At 70.7% G+C, this 15,124-nt stretch carries 15 protein-coding genes; 10 read left to right on the top strand and 5 right to left on the bottom strand.

From position 1 onward, the window contains the following. Positions 1 to 18 precede the first annotated feature (18 nt). The 6 genes from purS to ACFYOB_RS11115 all read left to right on the top strand — a co-directional run bounded on the left by purS (position 19) and on the right by ACFYOB_RS11115 (position 6,286). On the top strand, positions 19 to 264 hold the full coding sequence (purS, locus tag ACFYOB_RS11140) for a phosphoribosylformylglycinamidine synthase subunit PurS (protein ID WP_030009438.1): 246 nt from the start codon (positions 19 to 21) through the stop codon (positions 262 to 264). A gap of 2 nt (positions 265 to 266) precedes the next feature. Beyond that, a complete protein-coding gene (gene purQ / locus ACFYOB_RS11135) occupies positions 267 to 947 on the top strand; it encodes a phosphoribosylformylglycinamidine synthase subunit PurQ (RefSeq protein ID WP_008740951.1) in 681 nt (226 codons plus the stop codon). Further along, complete coding sequence (gene purL / locus ACFYOB_RS11130) at positions 944 to 3,193, top strand: phosphoribosylformylglycinamidine synthase subunit PurL (protein WP_388557792.1); 2,250 nt, start codon at positions 944 to 946, stop codon at positions 3,191 to 3,193. Before purQ ends, purL begins: the two co-directional genes overlap by 4 nt. 175 nt (positions 3,194 to 3,368) lie before the next feature. Next, positions 3,369 to 4,649, top strand: a complete 1,281-nt coding sequence (locus tag ACFYOB_RS11125; protein ID WP_388557789.1) for a hypothetical protein — start codon at positions 3,369 to 3,371, stop codon at positions 4,647 to 4,649. A gap of 17 nt (positions 4,650 to 4,666) precedes the next feature. Continuing rightward, positions 4,667 to 5,455 (top strand): sterol carrier family protein, encoded by a 789-nt coding sequence (locus tag ACFYOB_RS11120; protein ID WP_388557786.1) that lies wholly within the window; start codon positions 4,667 to 4,669, stop codon positions 5,453 to 5,455. 36 nt (positions 5,456 to 5,491) lie between these two features. Then, the gene (locus ACFYOB_RS11115; RefSeq protein WP_388557783.1) at positions 5,492 to 6,286 is read left to right on the top strand and encodes an META domain-containing protein; all 795 of its coding nucleotides are present in this window, start codon (positions 5,492 to 5,494) and stop codon (positions 6,284 to 6,286) included. A gap of 6 nt (positions 6,287 to 6,292) precedes the next feature. Here ACFYOB_RS11115 and ACFYOB_RS11110 read toward each other — a convergent pair whose 3' ends face one another. From ACFYOB_RS11110 to ACFYOB_RS11100, 3 genes are all read right to left on the bottom strand, one after another. After that, the gene (locus ACFYOB_RS11110) at positions 6,293 to 6,763 is read right to left on the bottom strand and encodes a hypothetical protein (RefSeq protein WP_388557781.1); all 471 of its coding nucleotides are present in this window, start codon (positions 6,761 to 6,763) and stop codon (positions 6,293 to 6,295) included. Positions 6,764 to 6,845: 82 nt separating this feature from the next. After that, the gene (locus ACFYOB_RS11105) at positions 6,846 to 8,279 is read right to left on the bottom strand and encodes a sulfatase-like hydrolase/transferase (protein WP_388557778.1); all 1,434 of its coding nucleotides are present in this window, start codon (positions 8,277 to 8,279) and stop codon (positions 6,846 to 6,848) included. A gap of 116 nt (positions 8,280 to 8,395) precedes the next feature. Continuing rightward, positions 8,396 to 8,491: a putative leader peptide gene (locus ACFYOB_RS11100; protein WP_324617183.1), complete on the bottom strand. Its 96-nt coding sequence runs from the start codon at positions 8,489 to 8,491 to the stop codon at positions 8,396 to 8,398. A gap of 148 nt (positions 8,492 to 8,639) precedes the next feature. Here ACFYOB_RS11100 and purF point away from each other — a divergent pair, with 148 nt between their 5' ends. Beyond that, positions 8,640 to 10,157, top strand: coding sequence for an amidophosphoribosyltransferase (gene purF, locus ACFYOB_RS11095; protein ID WP_356881406.1), 1,518 nt, complete (start codon positions 8,640 to 8,642; stop codon positions 10,155 to 10,157). Positions 10,158 to 10,260: 103 nt separating this feature from the next. Then, complete coding sequence (gene purM / locus ACFYOB_RS11090; protein ID WP_388557773.1) at positions 10,261 to 11,331, top strand: phosphoribosylformylglycinamidine cyclo-ligase; 1,071 nt, start codon at positions 10,261 to 10,263, stop codon at positions 11,329 to 11,331. 79 nt (positions 11,332 to 11,410) lie between these two features. Here the strand turns inward: purM and ACFYOB_RS11085 are convergent, their stop codons facing one another. Together ACFYOB_RS11085 and ACFYOB_RS11080 are read right to left on the bottom strand one after the other, a co-directional pair. Next, a complete protein-coding gene (locus ACFYOB_RS11085; RefSeq protein ID WP_328926452.1) occupies positions 11,411 to 11,671 on the bottom strand; it encodes a DUF3073 domain-containing protein in 261 nt (86 codons plus the stop codon). Positions 11,672 to 11,960: 289 nt separating this feature from the next. Next, the gene (locus tag ACFYOB_RS11080) at positions 11,961 to 13,055 is read right to left on the bottom strand and encodes a Leu/Phe/Val dehydrogenase (RefSeq protein WP_388557770.1); all 1,095 of its coding nucleotides are present in this window, start codon (positions 13,053 to 13,055) and stop codon (positions 11,961 to 11,963) included. A 183-nt stretch (positions 13,056 to 13,238) separates the two neighbouring features. Here ACFYOB_RS11080 and ACFYOB_RS11075 point away from each other — a divergent pair, with 183 nt between their 5' ends. Both ACFYOB_RS11075 and bldC read left to right on the top strand, forming a co-directional pair. Beyond that, positions 13,239 to 14,093 (top strand): hypothetical protein, encoded by an 855-nt coding sequence (locus ACFYOB_RS11075; RefSeq protein WP_388557767.1) that lies wholly within the window; start codon positions 13,239 to 13,241, stop codon positions 14,091 to 14,093. A 567-nt stretch (positions 14,094 to 14,660) separates the two neighbouring features. Continuing rightward, positions 14,661 to 14,867 carry a developmental transcriptional regulator BldC gene (bldC, locus tag ACFYOB_RS11070; RefSeq protein ID WP_003949541.1) on the top strand — a complete coding sequence of 69 codons (207 nt, stop codon included), beginning with the start codon at positions 14,661 to 14,663 and terminating at the stop codon, positions 14,865 to 14,867. Positions 14,868 to 15,124 lie beyond the last annotated feature (257 nt).

Here is a 15,124-nt window from a genome sequence, read left to right as displayed (position 1 = left end):
CACACACGGGAGTGCCCGATGGCACGCGTCGTAGTCGACGTCATGCTCAAGCCGGAGATCCTCGACCCCCAGGGCCAGGCGGTGCAGCGTGCACTGCCGCGCCTGGGCTTCGAGGGAATCGCCGACGTCCGCCAGGGGAAGCGCTTCGAACTGGAGGTGGAGGGACCGGTCGACCAGGCCGCCCTCGACCGCATCCACAAGATGGCCGAAACGTTCCTCGCCAACACCGTCATCGAAGACTTCACCGTGAAGGTCGAGGCCTGACGGTGACCACTCGCATCGGAGTCGTCACGTTCCCCGGAACGCTCGACGACCGTGACTCGCTGCGCGCCGTCCGCCTCGCGGGGGCCGAGCCGGTTTCGCTCTGGCACCGCGACAAGGACCTGCACCAGGTCGACGCGGTCGTCCTCGCGGGCGGCTTCTCCTACGGGGACTACCTGCGCGCCGGGGCCATCTCCCGCTTCTCGCCGGTGATGGAGACCATCATCGAGCAGGCCAAGGCGGGCATGCCCGTCCTCGGCATCTGCAACGGCTTCCAGGTCCTCACCGAGGCCCACCTGCTGCCGGGGGCGATGCTCCGCAACAACCACCTGCACTTCATCTGCCGCGACCAGAAGCTGCGGGTGGAGAACGCGGAGACCGCGTGGACCGGCGACTACACCGCCGGCCAGGAGATCTCCGTACCGCTCAAGAACATGGACGGCCGGTACGTCGCCGACGAGCGCGTGCTCGACGAACTGGAGGCCGAAGGCCGCGTGGCCTTCCGCTACGTCGACATGAACCCGAACGGGTCGCTCCGCGACATCGCCGGCATCACCAACGCCGCGGGCAACGTCGTCGGCCTCATGCCGCACCCCGAGCACGCGGTCGAGCCGCTGATCGGGACGGGCCGCACCGACGGCCTCCCGTTCTTCACGTCGGTCCTGAAGAAGCTGGTCTCCGCATGAGCCTCGACACGGTCAAGAACGCCACCGAAACCCCGGACGCGGCGCAGCCCTGGAAGGAGCTCGGCCTCAAGGAGGACGAGTACGCCCGCATCCGGGAGATCCTCGGCCGCCGCCCCACGGGCGCCGAGCTCGCCATGTACTCGGTCATGTGGTCGGAGCACTGCTCGTACAAGAGCAGCAAGGTCCACCTGAAGCAGTTCGGCGAGAAGGTCCCGCAGAACGACGCCATGCTCGTCGGCATCGGCGAGAACGCCGGCGTCGTCGACGTCGGCCAGGGCTACGCGGTCACCTTCAAGGTCGAGTCGCACAACCACCCCTCGTACATCGAGCCCTACCAGGGCGCGGCCACCGGCATCGGCGGCATCGTCCGCGACATCCTGGCCATGGGTGCCCGCCCGGTCGCGGTCGTGGACCCGCTGCGCTTCGGCGCGGCCGACCACCCCGACACCAAGCGCGTCCTGCCGGGCGTGGTCGCGGGCATCGGCGGCTACGGCAACTGCCTGGGCCTGCCCAACATCGGCGGCGAGGTCGTCTTCGACGCCTGCTACCAGGGCAACCCGCTGGTCAACGCCGGCTGCATCGGCGTGATGAAGCACGAGGACATCCACCTCGCCAAGGCCTCCGGCCCCGGCAACAAGGTCATCCTCTACGGCGCCCGCACGGGCGGCGACGGCATCGGCGGCGTGTCCGTGCTGGCCTCGGAGACGTTCGACGACTCCAAGCCGACCAAGCGCCCCGCCGTCCAGGTCGGCGACCCCTTCCAGGAGAAGCTCCTCATCGAGTGCACCCTGGAGATCTTCAAGGAGAAGCTGGTCGCGGGCATCCAGGACCTCGGCGGCGCCGGGCTCTCCTGCGCCACGTCCGAGCTGGCCTCCGCCGGTTCCGGCGGCATGCGCGTCGAGCTCGACACGGTCCCGCTGCGCGACGCGACGCTCTCGCCCGAGGAGATCCTCATGAGCGAGTCGCAGGAGCGCATGTGCGCCATCGTCGAGCCGCAGTACGTCGACCGCTTCATGGAGATCTGCGAGAAGTGGGACGTCATCGCCACCGTCATCGGTGAGGTGACCGACGGCGAGCGCCTGGAGATCTTCTGGCACGGCGAGCAGATCGTGGACGTGCCCCCGGGCACCGTCGCCCACGAGGGCCCGGTCTACAACCGCCCGTACGCCCGCCCGTCCTGGCAGGACGCGCTCCAGGCGGACGACGCCGGCAACCTTCCGCGCCCGGCGACCTCGGCCGAGCTGCGCGCGCAGGTCCTCGCGCTGGTCTCCTCCCCGAACCAGGCGTCGAAGTCCTGGGTCACCGACCAGTACGACCGCTTCGTGCAGGGCAACACCGTCCTGTCGCAGCCCGAGGACGCGGGCATGGTCCGCATCGACGAGGAGTCCAACCTCGGCGTCGCCATGGCCACGGACGGCAACGGCCGCTTCGCCAAGCTCGACCCGTACACGGGCGCGCAGCTGGCACTGGCCGAGGCCTACCGCAACGTCGCCGCGACCGGCGCCAAGCCGCTGGCCATCTCCGACTGCCTGAACTTCGGCTCCCCCGAGGACCCGGACGTCATGTGGCAGTTCGCCGAGGCCACCCGCGGTCTGGCGGACGGCTGCCTGGAGCTGGGCACCCCGGTGACCGGCGGCAACGTCTCGCTCTACAACCAGACGGGCGACATCGCCATCCACCCGACCCCGGTCGTGGCGGTCCTCGGTGTGATCGACGACGTCAACCGCCGTACGCCGATGGCGTTCGCCGAGGCCGGCCAGCTGCTGTACCTGCTGGGCGACACGGCCGAGGAGTTCGGCGGCTCGGCCTGGTCCCAGGTCGTCCACGACCACCTCGGCGGCATGCCGCCCAAGGTGGACCTGGGCCGCGAGAAGCTGCTGGGCGAGATCCTGATCTCCGCCTCGCGCGACGGCATGATCGACGCCGCGCACGACCTGTCCGACGGCGGCGTCATCCAGGCGCTCACCGAGTCCTGCCTGCGCGGTGGCAACGGCGCGCGGATCGTGGTTCCCGAGGACCTGGACGCCTTCACCTTCCTGTTCTCCGAGTCCGCGGGCCGCGCCATCGTGTCCGTCCCGCGCAGCGAGGAGCTCCGCTTCACCGACATGTGCGGCGCGCGGGGCCTGCCCGCCACCCGCATCGGTGTGGTGGACGGCGAGGAGATCGAGATCCAGGGCGAGTTCACGATTCCGCTCGCGGAGCTGCGTACCGCTCACGAGGCGACGATCCCGGCGCTGCTCGCCTGATCCCGCACTCGCTTCCGAGCCCCCGTCCTGAGTTTCCGGGCGGGGGCTCGGGCATGTCCGGGGTCTCGCGGCGGCCGGCGCCGGAGCGCGCGCCGGATTCCCGGCCGCCGTTTGTAGTGATTCCGTGCCCTCGCAGGCCTTCTGACCTGCGCGTCCGCGTCCGCATACTGACGCCGTGAGCGACATCGTCAAGTTCGTGCCCGAAGCCGCCCTGCCCCGCGGTGGCGTCCGGGCCTGGAAGCCCGAGGCCGCGCGGCGCTGGCGCGACGCACGCGTCCCCCTGGTCTTCGCACCCACCGTCGTCTGCTGGCTCCTCGTGCCGCTGGTCTTCTACGGGTTCTCCGTGGTCGGCACGCAGGACAGTGAGGCCGCCGCGTCGCCCGGCACCGACTGGGTCGGATTCCACTCCGCGATCCTGTTCCTCGCGCTCCCCGCCTGGTACCGCTTCCTGCCGGCCGCCACCACCCTGTCCGCACCGGTGATCGCCCTGGACATGGCCGCCCGCCTGTACGGACCGGACGCCCCGGCCGGCGAGAACCGGGCCGGCTGCTGGCTGGTCATCGGCCTGTGCGCCTGGGCGTTCACCGGGGCCCTGCTGCGGCTGCGGTCCAGGCGCCGGCAGCGGGCCCTCTTCCTCGAAGCGACCGGGGGCGTCCGCGGCCCGATTCCGGAGCACCTCCCCGCGGGCCACCGCCACCGGGGCCGGTGGCTCCTCGTCTCCGGGGGGCTGCTCACCCTCGCCGGCGCCGTGTTCCTGGCCTGGGCCCTCGTCGCGGACCTGGGGGCGAGCACGGACGCCCCGTACGACGCCGTCGGCCAGCAGGTGGCGGCCCTGTTCCTGCTCCTCCCCGGGCCCCCCTTGCTCGGGCACGGCCTCGCGGCACGGCGCGCCGCCCGGCGGCTGCACGACGGACCGCAGCCGGTGCTGCGCGTCGGAGTCCGCCGCAAGATCCTCAAGAACAGCTGGCTGGTCGCGGACGCCCGGACGACCACCGCTCCGCCCCTTATCGCGTTCCGCGACCGGTACGAGGACAGCACCCGGCCCTGGGACCGGGGCAGCCGGACCCTCCTCGGCGGGCCCGAGGACAGGCTGCGCGTCGAGCACCACGACATCGACGGCAAACGCGAGCCCTACGAGGCGATCCTGTACGGCCTGCCCTGCGAGGGAGCCGAGGTGATCCTCGAGCACGCCGTCTACTACGACGGCCGGACGATCACCTCGCAGGTCACCGCCGCCCCGCTGCTGCCGGCCCGCCGCCACGGCCTGCGGCCGTGGACGCCGGCCGGATCCTCGCACCGCCTCCGGCGCCGGGCGGAGGAGGACCGCCGCCGTACCGAGCGGGCCGCCCGCGGCGACAGCAGCTCGGGCGGCTCCGGCTGCGGTTCGTCCGGCAGCTGCGGCAGCGACAGCAGTTGCGGCAGCAGCTGCGGAGGTGGCTGCGGCGGCGGCGACTGATCCGGCAGACTCGCCGCATGGCATCCAGGACCCGCACCCGTACGTACGACGCCGCGAAGATCCGCGCGGCCGTCACCGCGCAGTTCGGCCACATCGCGGCAGCCGTCCGGGAGCTGACCCCCGAGCAGCTCGGCCGTCCCAGCGGGCTCGGCGACTGGACCGTGGCCGATCTGGCCGCGCACATCGCGTGGATCGCCGATTCGCTGGCCGCCGGCCTGGCACGGCCGCCGGCGGCCGTGCCGGAGCTGACGGCCGTCGAATGGCCCTCCGCCACAGCCTCCCTCGCCGGGAAGATCGCCGAGGCGGCCAAGGAGACCCTCGAAGGCGGCCCGCTGCCCGAGCTGTACGAGCACGCCGGCGCCCGCATGGCCGAGGCGCTGGCCGCGAACCCCGGCAGCCGGGTGCTGGACCTGTGGATCGGGGACATGACCCTGGCCGACTTCCTGGTCACGCGGACCGTGGAGCTGGTGGTGCACGCCGACGACCTGGGCCGGGCCACCGGGGTGGACATCCCGATCGAGCGGCAGGCCCTGGCCGCCTGCACCCGGCTGCTCGCCGACGCCTTCGCGCTCAAGGCGCCCGGCGGCGCGGTCGAGGTACGGATCCCGCCCTTCGCCGTGGTCCAGTGCGTCGAAGGCCCCCGGCACACCCGCGGCACCCCGCCCAACGTCGTGGAGACCGACCCGCTGACCTGGATGAGGCTCGCCACGGGCCGTACCGGATGGGCCGAGGCCCTCGACGCGGCGCAGGTCAGCGCCAGCGGCGAGCGGGCCGACCTTTCGGCGCTGCTCCCGCTCATGAGCTGAGCGGAACCGGCCGGGCGCCGGCTCCGTCCCAGGAGCATGCGTACCTTTCGGAACCTTCCGGCAGGCCTGGCGCTCGCGCTCGCGCTGGCCGCGTGCGGCCAGTCCGAGGACGGCGGCGCCGCCGCGCTCCCCGACCCCGTCGGCTCGTGGACCGTGCAGTCCCTGACCACCGGCGGCCGCACCCTGCACGCGCCCGACGCCGCCCACGTCGACATCTCGGAGAACAAGGCCACGGGCAACTACGGGTGCAACGGCTTCAGTGCCGTGGTCGCCTTCGCCGGGACGTCCGCGGTGACCGTCACACCCGGCGGCTCGACCCTCAGGAACTGCGCGGACATCGAGTTCGAGAAACAGTTCGCCGAGCTCTTCAAGGGGCGGCTGACCATCGACCGCGGACCCGACCGCCTCACCCTGAAGACCGCCGACGGGAGCACCATCGCCATGACCCCGAAGCCCCCGCGGGCGGACGCCCCACTGACCGCGACCCTCTGGACGGTCGACTCCCTGATCAGCGGAGAGACCGTCTCCTCCGTCCCCGCCGAGGCGGTGGGCAAGGCCCACTTCACCCTCGCCGCCGACGGCACCGCGAGCGGCGTCCTCGGCTGCAACCGGTTCAGCGCCAAGGCCACCGTCGAGGCATCCACGCTCACCTTCGGGCCGGTCACCTCCACCCGGATGGCCTGCGAGGGGCCGGCGGGCGAGATCGAGCGGGCGCTGACCGGGCTGTTCGGCAGCGGCCCGCTCAGCTGGAAGATCCAGGGGCAGGCCCTGACCCTCACCGCCCCCGACGGCAAGGGCCTGACCGCCAGGGCGGCCTCCGCCGCCGAATAGCGGGGCTCAGACGTGGGCCGTGCCGCCGTCCTTCGCCATCGCTTCGGCGATCCGGCGTGCGGACTCGGCCCACACCTCGTCGGGGAGCGGCAGGCAGGAGCCGCGCAGCTGCAGCATCCCCTCCGGGCGCGCCGTCAGGAACAGGTACAGATGCGTGCCCCCGTCGCCGATCTCGCTGACGTGCACGCGGCCGATCCCGCCGAGCGTGCGGATCGTCCGCTCGATGCGCTGCGCCATCCCGCCCAGCTCGGCGGCCCGTTCGGCCGGCAGGTCCAGCAGGGTGTGGTGGCCGCGCGGGATCGGCATGAGGATGGCCGGCAGCGAGCCGTGGACGCCCTTCAGCCGCCAGTGCTCCTCCGTCCACAGGAAGTCGCGGTCCGCGGGGACGCAGCCCTCACAACCCTCCGGCCCGGCCTCCCCGTTGCGGGGCGGCTCGGGCAGGACGGGCTCCCCCAGCGGCCTGACCTGTAGCTCCACCTCGAAGGGGGACCGATCGACAACTGGCGTACGTACTCGCTGGGTTGAGTCATGCGGTGATCACGGCAGAGCGGGCGCCGGATCAGCCCGGGTACGGAAGCAGCCCCGCGTTCACGCGCTCCCATGCCGCCCGCAGCTCCGCCAGCCGGGCCGGGTGAACCGCGGCCTTGTCGGCCTGCTCGCGGATGTCCCCGGCCAGGTCGAACAGCTGGTCCCGGCCCGCCTTGCCGCGGTAGTACTTCCAGTCGCCGCGGCGCAGCGCCCGCTCCCCGCGCACCCGCCAGAACAGATCGCGCTCGGCCGGCTCCTCGCCGCGCAGCAGGTACCCCGCCAGGCTCACCCCGTCCAGCGGGTACGCCCGGTGCGGCCGGGTCCCGGCCACCTCCAGCAGCGTCGCCGTCCAGTCCGGGCTGAAGACCGGGACGTGGCTGACCTGGCCGCCGTCCAGCCGCGCGGGCCAGCGCACGATGTTCGGCACCCGGATGCCGCCCTCCTGGAGGGAGGCCTTGTTGCCGGACAGCGGCCAGTTGTACGAGAAACGCTCGCCGCCGTTGTCGCTGGAGAAGACCACGAGGGTGTCCTGCTCCTGGCCGGAGCGCCGCAGCGCCTCCAGCACCTTGCCGATCGAGCGGTCGAGGTCCTCGACCATCTCCTTGTACTTCTCGACCGAGCCGCCGTCCTGGTGCCACAGGGCGCGCCCGTCGCCCGCCTTGATCCGCCGGACGATCTCGGCGCTCTGCTCGGTGTCCCCGTCGGCGATCCACGGCCAGTGCGGGGTGGTGAAGTTGAGGTTCAGCAGCCACGGCTTGCCGTGGTGGTCGCGCGAGACGTACTCGCTCGCCCGCTCGGTGATGATCCGGGTGTAGTAGCGCAGGTCCTTGTACTCGGCGTCGCCTTCGTAGAGGTCGTACTCGCCGCCCAGGCCCAGCTTGGAGTAGTACTCCAGGGCCCCGCCGAAGTTGCCGAAGAACTCGTCCCAGCCGGACCTGGTCGGGCTGTAGTCGGGCAGGTAGCCCGCGTGCCACTTGCCGATCAGCGCGGTGGAGTAGCCGGCCGACTTCAGCAGCGAGGCGAGCGTCGGGTGGGTCGGGTCCAGGCCGGCCGACTTGTCGGCGATCGGTTCGGCCAGCCCGCCCTTGGTACGGGCCGGGTAGCGCCCGGTGTACAGGCTGAACCGGGTCGGCGAGCAGGTCGCGGAGCCCGAGTAGGCGTCGGTGAACCGGACGCCCTGGCGGGCGAGGCGGTCCAGGTTCGGGGTCTTGATGTGCGGGGAGCCGTACGAGGACAGGTCGGCCCAGCCGAGGTCGTCGCCCAGGACGAACAGGATGTTCGGGCGGCGCGAGCGCCGGCCGCGAGCCGCCCGGAAGGCGCGCTCCCCGGCATCCGCGCGCCGCTCCTCGGCGGCCTCGGCGGCCGCGGCCGGGCCCGCTCCCAGCCCCACCGCCGCGGCGGCGGCACTCACTCCGACGGCGCCGCCGAAGGCACGCCGGGACAGCTTGTTCTCGTACGAAGACACAGGTACTCCAGGGCACGGCCCGCCCGCCCGCTCCCGGCGGGGCGCGGGACGGCGCGCGGCGCGGCAGGGCAGGGCTGGGCGGAGCTGAAATGTGGAAAGGGGAGAAAGAGTTGCGGCTACGCGGAACAGCGACAGATGGCGCTCGCGACACGGACCAGGTCTACGTGGCGGCGCTCGACGAGGGTGACCGTACGGTCACCGAGAGGCTGCATGGGCCGAGAGCTTGTACGAATGCGTTTGTGTATGTCAACAAGGTGATCCGAATACCGAGACGGAGGCGTCCGGTCACCCTCTGTGCTGTGACATTTCCCGGCCGTCCCCAATTCGGACCAGTGGTCGATCTCGCCTACACTCGGAAGCGTGCCTCGTGGTGATGGACGACTCAACCACGACCTGCTCCCCGGCGAAAAGGGCCCCCAGGACGCTTGCGGCGTCTTCGGTGTCTGGGCTCCGGGTGAAGAGGTCGCCAAGCTCACCTACTTCGGACTGTATGCGCTGCAGCACCGTGGACAAGAGTCCGCGGGAATCGCTGTGAGCAACGGTTCCCAGATCCTCGTCTTCAAGGACATGGGCCTCGTTTCCCAAGTCTTCGACGAAACCTCTCTCGGCTCGCTCCAGGGTCATATCGCGGTCGGTCACGCCCGCTACTCGACCACCGGAGCCTCCGTCTGGGAGAACGCTCAGCCGACCTTCCGTGCGACCGCCCACGGCTCCATTGCCCTGGGTCACAACGGCAACCTGGTGAACACCGCCGAGCTTGCCGAGATGGTCGCCGACCTCCCCCGTCAGGACGGCCGCGCCACCCAGGTGGCGGCCACCAACGACACGGACCTGGTCACCGCCCTCCTGGCCGGCCAGACCGACGAGGACGGCAAGCCCCTGACCATCGAGGAGTCGGCCACCAAGGTCCTCCCGAAGGTGAAGGGCGCCTTCTCGCTCGTCTTCATGGACGAGGGGACCCTCTACACCGCCCGTGACCCGCAGGGCATCCGCCCGCTGGTCCTCGGCCGCCTGGAGCGCGGCTGGGTGGTCGCGAGTGAGACCGCCGCCCTCGACATCTGCGGCGCCAGCTTCGTCCGCGAAGTCGAGCCGGGCGAGCTCATCGCGATCGACGAGAACGGCCTGCGGACCTCACGATTCGCGGAAGCGAAGCCCAAGGGCTGTGTCTTCGAGTACGTCTACCTGGCGCGCCCGGACACCGACATCGCCGGCCGGAACGTCTACCTCTCGCGTGTCGAGATGGGCCGGCGCCTGGCCAAGGAAGCCCCGGTCGACGCCGATCTGGTGATAGCGACGCCGGAGTCCGGCACGCCCGCCGCCGTCGGATACGCCGAGGCCAGCGGGATTCCGTACGGCTCCGGCCTGGTCAAGAACGCCTACGTCGGCCGGACCTTCATCCAGCCCTCGCAGACGATCCGCCAGCTGGGCATCCGCCTGAAGCTCAATCCCCTCAAGGAAGTCATCCGGGGCAAGCGCCTGGTGGTCGTCGACGACTCGATCGTCCGCGGCAACACCCAGCGCGCCCTGGTCAAGATGCTCCGCGAGGCCGGCGCGGCGGAGGTCCACATCCGGATCTCCTCACCGCCGGTGAAGTGGCCGTGCTTCTTCGGCATCGACTTCGCCACCCGGGCCGAGCTCATCGCCAACGGCATGACGGTCGACGAGATCGCCACGTCGCTCGGCGCGGACTCGCTCTCGTACATCTCGCTCGACGCGATGATCGAGGCGACCACCATCCAGAAGCCCAACCTCTGCCGTGCCTGCTTCGACGGCGAGTACCCCATGGAGCTGCCCGACCCGCAGCTCCTGGGCAAGCAGCTGCTGGAGACCGAGCTGGCCGGGGGCACGGACGCCGCCGACGCGCTCCGCCGCCCGTAGTCCGCGGCTTCACCCTGGCTCAACCTGCGCTGGGCCCTCTCTTTGAGGCTTCTCCGGGGGCCCAGCACCAAACGCAGTAACGACACGAAAGCTCTCTCCTGTCATGACAGAGAAGACCACCGGTGCCAGCTACGCAGCCGCAGGCGTGGACATCGAAGCGGGAGACCGCGCCGTCGAGCTGATGAAGGAGTGGGTGAAGAAGACGCAGCGCCCCGAGGTCCTCGGCGGCCTCGGCGGCTTCGCCGGCCTCTTCGACGCCTCCGCCCTCAAGCGCTACGAGCGCCCGCTGCTCGCCTCCGCCACCGACGGAGTCGGCACCAAGGTGGACATCGCCCGCCAGCTGGGCGTGTACGACACCATCGGCCACGACCTGGTCGCGATGGTCATGGACGACATCGTCGTCTGCGGCGCCGAGCCGCTCTTCATGACCGACTACATCTGCGTCGGCAAGGTCCACCCCGAGCGTGTCGCGGCGATCGTCAAGGGCATCGCCGAGGGCTGTGTCCTCGCCGGCTGCGCCCTGGTGGGCGGCGAGACCGCCGAGCACCCGGGCCTGCTGGGCCCGGACGACTTCGACGTGGCGGGCGCCGGAACCGGCGTCGTCGAGTACGACCGGCTGCTCGGCGCGGATCGCATCCGTACGGGTGACGCCGTCATCGCGATGGCTTCGTCCGGCCTTCACTCGAACGGGTACTCGCTGGTCCGGCACGTCCTCTTCGACCGGGCCGGGATGTCCCTGGAGCAGGAGATCGCGGAGCTCGGGCGCACCCTGGGCGAGGAGCTCCTGGAGCCCACCAAGATCTACTCGCTGGACTGCATGGCCCTCACCCGCACGGCCGAGGTGCACGCGTACTCGCACATCACCGGCGGCGGCCTGGCGGCGAACCTGGCCCGGGTCATCCCGGACCACCTGCACGCCACGGTCGACCGTGCCACCTGGACGCCGGGCGCGATCTTCGACCTGGTCGGCAAGGCCGGGCAGGTGGAGCAGCTGGAGCTGGAGAAGACCCTGAACATGGGCGTCGGCATGATGGCCGTGGTCCCGCAGGATTCGGTGGACGTGGCCCTGACCGCGCTCGCCGACCGGGGTGTGGGCGCGTGGGTCGCGGGAGAGATCCTGGACCGCGGCGACCGTACCGAGGGTGCGACCCTCACCGGTTCCTACGCGAGCTGAGCAGCACTGAAACCCGGCCCGGGGCGATGCCCTGGACCGGGTTTCAGTCTTTGACCTGTTGTGCAGACGCCTCAGAGCGTCAAGCGCCGCGACGCTGTGCCGACGGACCGGACTCTTCGTCCTCGTCGTCGTCATCGCTGTTGTACAGATCCGCGTACTTGGCGTACGGGTCGTCGTCGTCCAGATCGTCATCGACTTCGACCGGCTCGCTGACAGGCAGCGGATCCGTCGGCGATGCGCCCAGCTCATTGGCCAGACGCGAGAGGTCAGTCCCGCCGCTGTTGTACTTCAGCTGGCGGGCGACCTTTGTCTGCTTGGCCTTGGCCCGGCCGCGCCCCATGGCTCGACCCCCTCGGTGACGGGGCTCGACGGCCCCAGAGTCTGACACGCGTTCATGGTTCGGAGCGGGCTCTCCGTGGAGAGACCGTCCGTAGGGGTTTAACGGTACCTGCTTCCGCGGCCATACGGTACGCCGCCCGCATGACGCGCCCCGGTGCAGAACCAACAAGGCGCCCCGTCCTCGCTGGTCACCGCGATTTTAACGCTTTCCTGGCCCGCGACCCGCCGAAGTGCAGTGAGTTCCGTCTCGCCGCACCCCGGCGGGCGCATCCGGGAGCCCCGCCAGATGCCTAGACGGCGCGCGCGGCGCGGGCGTCCGCCATGCGCTGCTCGGCGATCCGGTCGGCCGCGGCGGCCGGCGGGATGCCGTCCGTCTTCGCGCGAGCAAAGATCTCCAGAGTGGTGTCGAAGATCTTCGTGGCCTTGGCCTTGCAGCGGTCGAAGTCGAAGCCGACCAGCTCGTCGGCGACCTGGATCACGCCGCCGGCGTTGACCACGTAGTCCGGGGCGTAGAGGATCCCGCGGTCCGAGAGGTCCTTCTCGATGCCGGGGTGGGCGAGCTGGTTGTTCGCCGCACCACAGACGATCTTGGCGGTCAGGACCGGAACCGAGTCGTCGTTCAGGGCGCCGCCCAGAGCGCAGGGGGCGTAGATGTCCAGGCCCTCGACGCGGATCAGCGCGTCCGTGTCGGCGACCGCGGTGACCTTGCCCGGGTGCTTGTCGAGGATCCGGCGCACGGACTCTTCCCGCACATCCGTGATCACGACCTCGGCGCCGTCCTCCAGGAGGTGCTCGACCAGGTAGTGGCCGACCTTGCCGACGCCCGCCACGGCGACCTTGCGGCCGCGCAGGGTCGGGTCGCCCCACAGGTGCTGGGCGCTGGCGCGCATGCCCTGGAAGACACCGAAGGCGGTGAGCACCGAGGAGTCGCCCGCGCCGCCGTTCTCGGGGGAGCGGCCGGTCGCCCAGCGGGTCTCGCGGGCCACGACGTCCATGTCGGCCACGTAGGTGCCGACGTCGCAGGCGGTCACGTACCGTCCGCCGAGGGACTCCACGAACCGGCCGTAGGCCAGCAGCAGTTCCTCCGACTTGAGGACGTCCGGGTCGCCGATGATCACGGCCTTGCCGCCGCCGAGGTCGAGACCGGCGAGGGCGTTCTTGTACGACATGCCGCGCGAGAGGTTCAGCGCGTCGAGGACGGCCTCCTCGTCGGAGGCGTACGCGTGGAACCGCGTACCGCCGAGGGCGGGGCCCAGAGCGGTGGAGTGGATCGCGATGACGGCTTTCAGGCCGGTGGCTCGGTCCTGGCACAGCACGACTTGCTCGTGGCCGCCCTGTTCCGTACGGAACAGGGTGTGCAGGACGCCGTCGGTCATTTCGGTCACGGTGGTGACTCCCATGGAAGAGATGCGGCGGAATGACGCCCGCCCTGCGGGTGGGGGAGGGCGTGCTGGGAGCAGAGTAAGACCTCCGGGGCGCGTGTAGTCGACCTGTCCGAGGATCGGAACTCTCCCGGGGTACGACGGCCCCTCGGAGTACGCCCGGGCGGCGCGGGGGATGAGGAGGGCGTGAGCGAAACCCCGGATCCCCTGCTGCCCTCCGCGCGCTCGGCGCCGACCGTCCCGTATGCCTCCTACCTGCGAGTCTACGAACCCTTGGTGGCCTTTCCCGAGGAGGAGCGCATGCACTGGGCCGATTACGCCCGGCGCGGGACGGCTCCGACCGCCCAGGACGAATTGCGCAGATCGCTCACGGACTTGGTACGGGTGCCCCTGGTGGGCGTTCCGGCGCAGGAGAGCGCGGACGCCTTCACGGCGGAGGTCGACGGGGTGCTGCTCGTCTGTCCGTGGCGCACCCGGCTCCGCGGCTGGCTGGCGCTCCAGGAGCTGGTCGAGTGGTTCCCGCGCCCGGTGCTGGACGCGGCGCTCCCGCCGGTGATGCGCAGGCAGGCGGCCGAGGAGTACGAGCGCTGGCGCGAGCGGAACCCGGACGCGCGCCCCTGGATCCGTACGGGCGTGTGGCAGGTGCCCCTGCGCTGGTTCGTGCTGGTGGCCGACGAGGAGCGGGAGTACGTGGCGGGCGAGCGGCTGCGCTACCGGACGCCGATGGTGCAGGCGCGGAGGCGGCTCGCGCGGGCCTTGCGGACCCTGCGCGAGGCGGAGGGGTACGGGGTGCTCGCCGACGGTCTGGTGGAGGTCGGGAGCTGGCTGGAGGAGTTCCACCCCCGGTCGATGGTCGAACTGGATTACGGCGGGCTGCTGCACGCACTGCCGGCGGACCGGCTCGCGGCGGACCGGTCGGCGGGGGAACTGGCTGCGGGGATCGCGGCCTTGCGGGCGGGGGACGCGGAGGGGGCGGCCGAGGCTTACGGGGAGCTGGCGGACCGGTGGCGGGCGGTCCGGGAGAGACTGTTCGCCAATTAGCTCCAGAGGGCCGAAACTGGCTCCGGCAGGCCTCGCGGCACCCGTACGGACCACCGCGTATCGGCCGAACGGTCATAAATGGCTGATCAGCGCCTTGATCATGGCATTCAGGACTTAGTGCCAGGACCTACGTCCCGATACGGGCCATTGGCCCAAGCGTGACGGACCGCACTAACTACACCCTTGCGCCCTTCCCCTACCCTCGTGCCAAAATAGGACAAGGAGTCCGGGGAGGGTTCCTTCCGCCCAAGTAAGGGCGGAATGCTCGGCATTGCGCTCTACGGGGGGTCTGACGACTCCTGATCGCTCTGTGACTGATCGTCACAGTGGGGTGACTGTCCGTTATGGGACGGTCCATCGGCTTCCGCCGCTGATGAACACCTCGGAGGGCAATTCCATCGGTTTGGCCCTTAGGGCTGGACGGATGGTGTAGTTGTAGTGCCGAGGACAAGCCGTTCGTCCTATAACCGACTCGGCCCGCGTATGTCCATTTCGGGCAACGCGGGCCAAGGTGCAGAATTTAGAGGAAAGAACCGAGATGGTTCGGTTCTCCCGAGGAGGCCGCTCATGACCGCTCGCACCCCTGATGCCGAGCCGCTGCTGACCCCGGCTGAGGTTGCCACGATGTTCCGCGTGGACCCGAAGACGGTCACCCGCTGGGCCAAGGCTGGCAAGCTCACGTCCATCCGCACCCTGGGTGGACACCGCCGTTACCGCGAGGCTGAGGTTCGCGCCCTGCTCGCGGGAATTCCGCAGCAGCGCAGCGAGGCCTGAGGTCGCGCAAACACCCCGCTTTAACGGGTCTATCGGGTCCCCCAATCCGATGAAACCCACATAGCTTCATACGGCCGGACCTGCCCCAACAGGACCTCAGTCGTCGATCGCGCTGGACTCCGCCGGGTCCAGCGCGATCTTTTTTGTGCCCAGTCAGGGCGGCATCGAGCGGATGGCGGCGGAGCCTACGGGCAGGTGCCATTGCACATATTAAATCGAGGGCGTGTATGGGTGCGATAAAAGTACATGTCCCAAAA

Origin of the sequence: Streptomyces sp. NPDC006463, assembly GCF_042870715.1 — a bacterium.
Lineage (GTDB): Bacteria > Actinomycetota > Actinomycetes > Streptomycetales > Streptomycetaceae > Streptomyces.
The sequence above is the reverse complement of the archived record's forward strand: the minus strand, read 5'-3'. Positions and strand labels throughout refer to the sequence as shown.

What these genes read in the sequence shown, in the direction of transcription:
- ACFYOB_RS11120 (WP_388557786.1), top strand. Translation starts at nt 4,667, where the DNA reads ATGGCATCCAGGACCCGCACCCGTACGTACGACGCCGCGAAGATCCGC.
- ACFYOB_RS11115 (WP_388557783.1), top strand. Translation starts at nt 5,492, where the DNA reads ATGCGTACCTTTCGGAACCTTCCGGCAGGCCTGGCGCTCGCGCTCGCG.
- purM (WP_388557773.1), top strand. Translation starts at nt 10,261, where the DNA reads ATGACAGAGAAGACCACCGGTGCCAGCTACGCAGCCGCAGGCGTGGAC.
- ACFYOB_RS11085 (WP_328926452.1), bottom strand. Translation starts at nt 11,671, where the DNA reads ATGGGGCGCGGCCGGGCCAAGGCCAAGCAGACAAAGGTCGCCCGCCAG.
- purS (WP_030009438.1), top strand. Translation starts at nt 19, where the DNA reads ATGGCACGCGTCGTAGTCGACGTCATGCTCAAGCCGGAGATCCTCGAC.
- bldC (WP_003949541.1), top strand. Translation starts at nt 14,661, where the DNA reads ATGACCGCTCGCACCCCTGATGCCGAGCCGCTGCTGACCCCGGCTGAG.
- ACFYOB_RS11100 (WP_324617183.1), bottom strand. Translation starts at nt 8,491, where the DNA reads ATGCAGCCTCTCGGTGACCGTACGGTCACCCTCGTCGAGCGCCGCCAC.
- purL (WP_388557792.1), top strand. Translation starts at nt 944, where the DNA reads ATGAGCCTCGACACGGTCAAGAACGCCACCGAAACCCCGGACGCGGCG.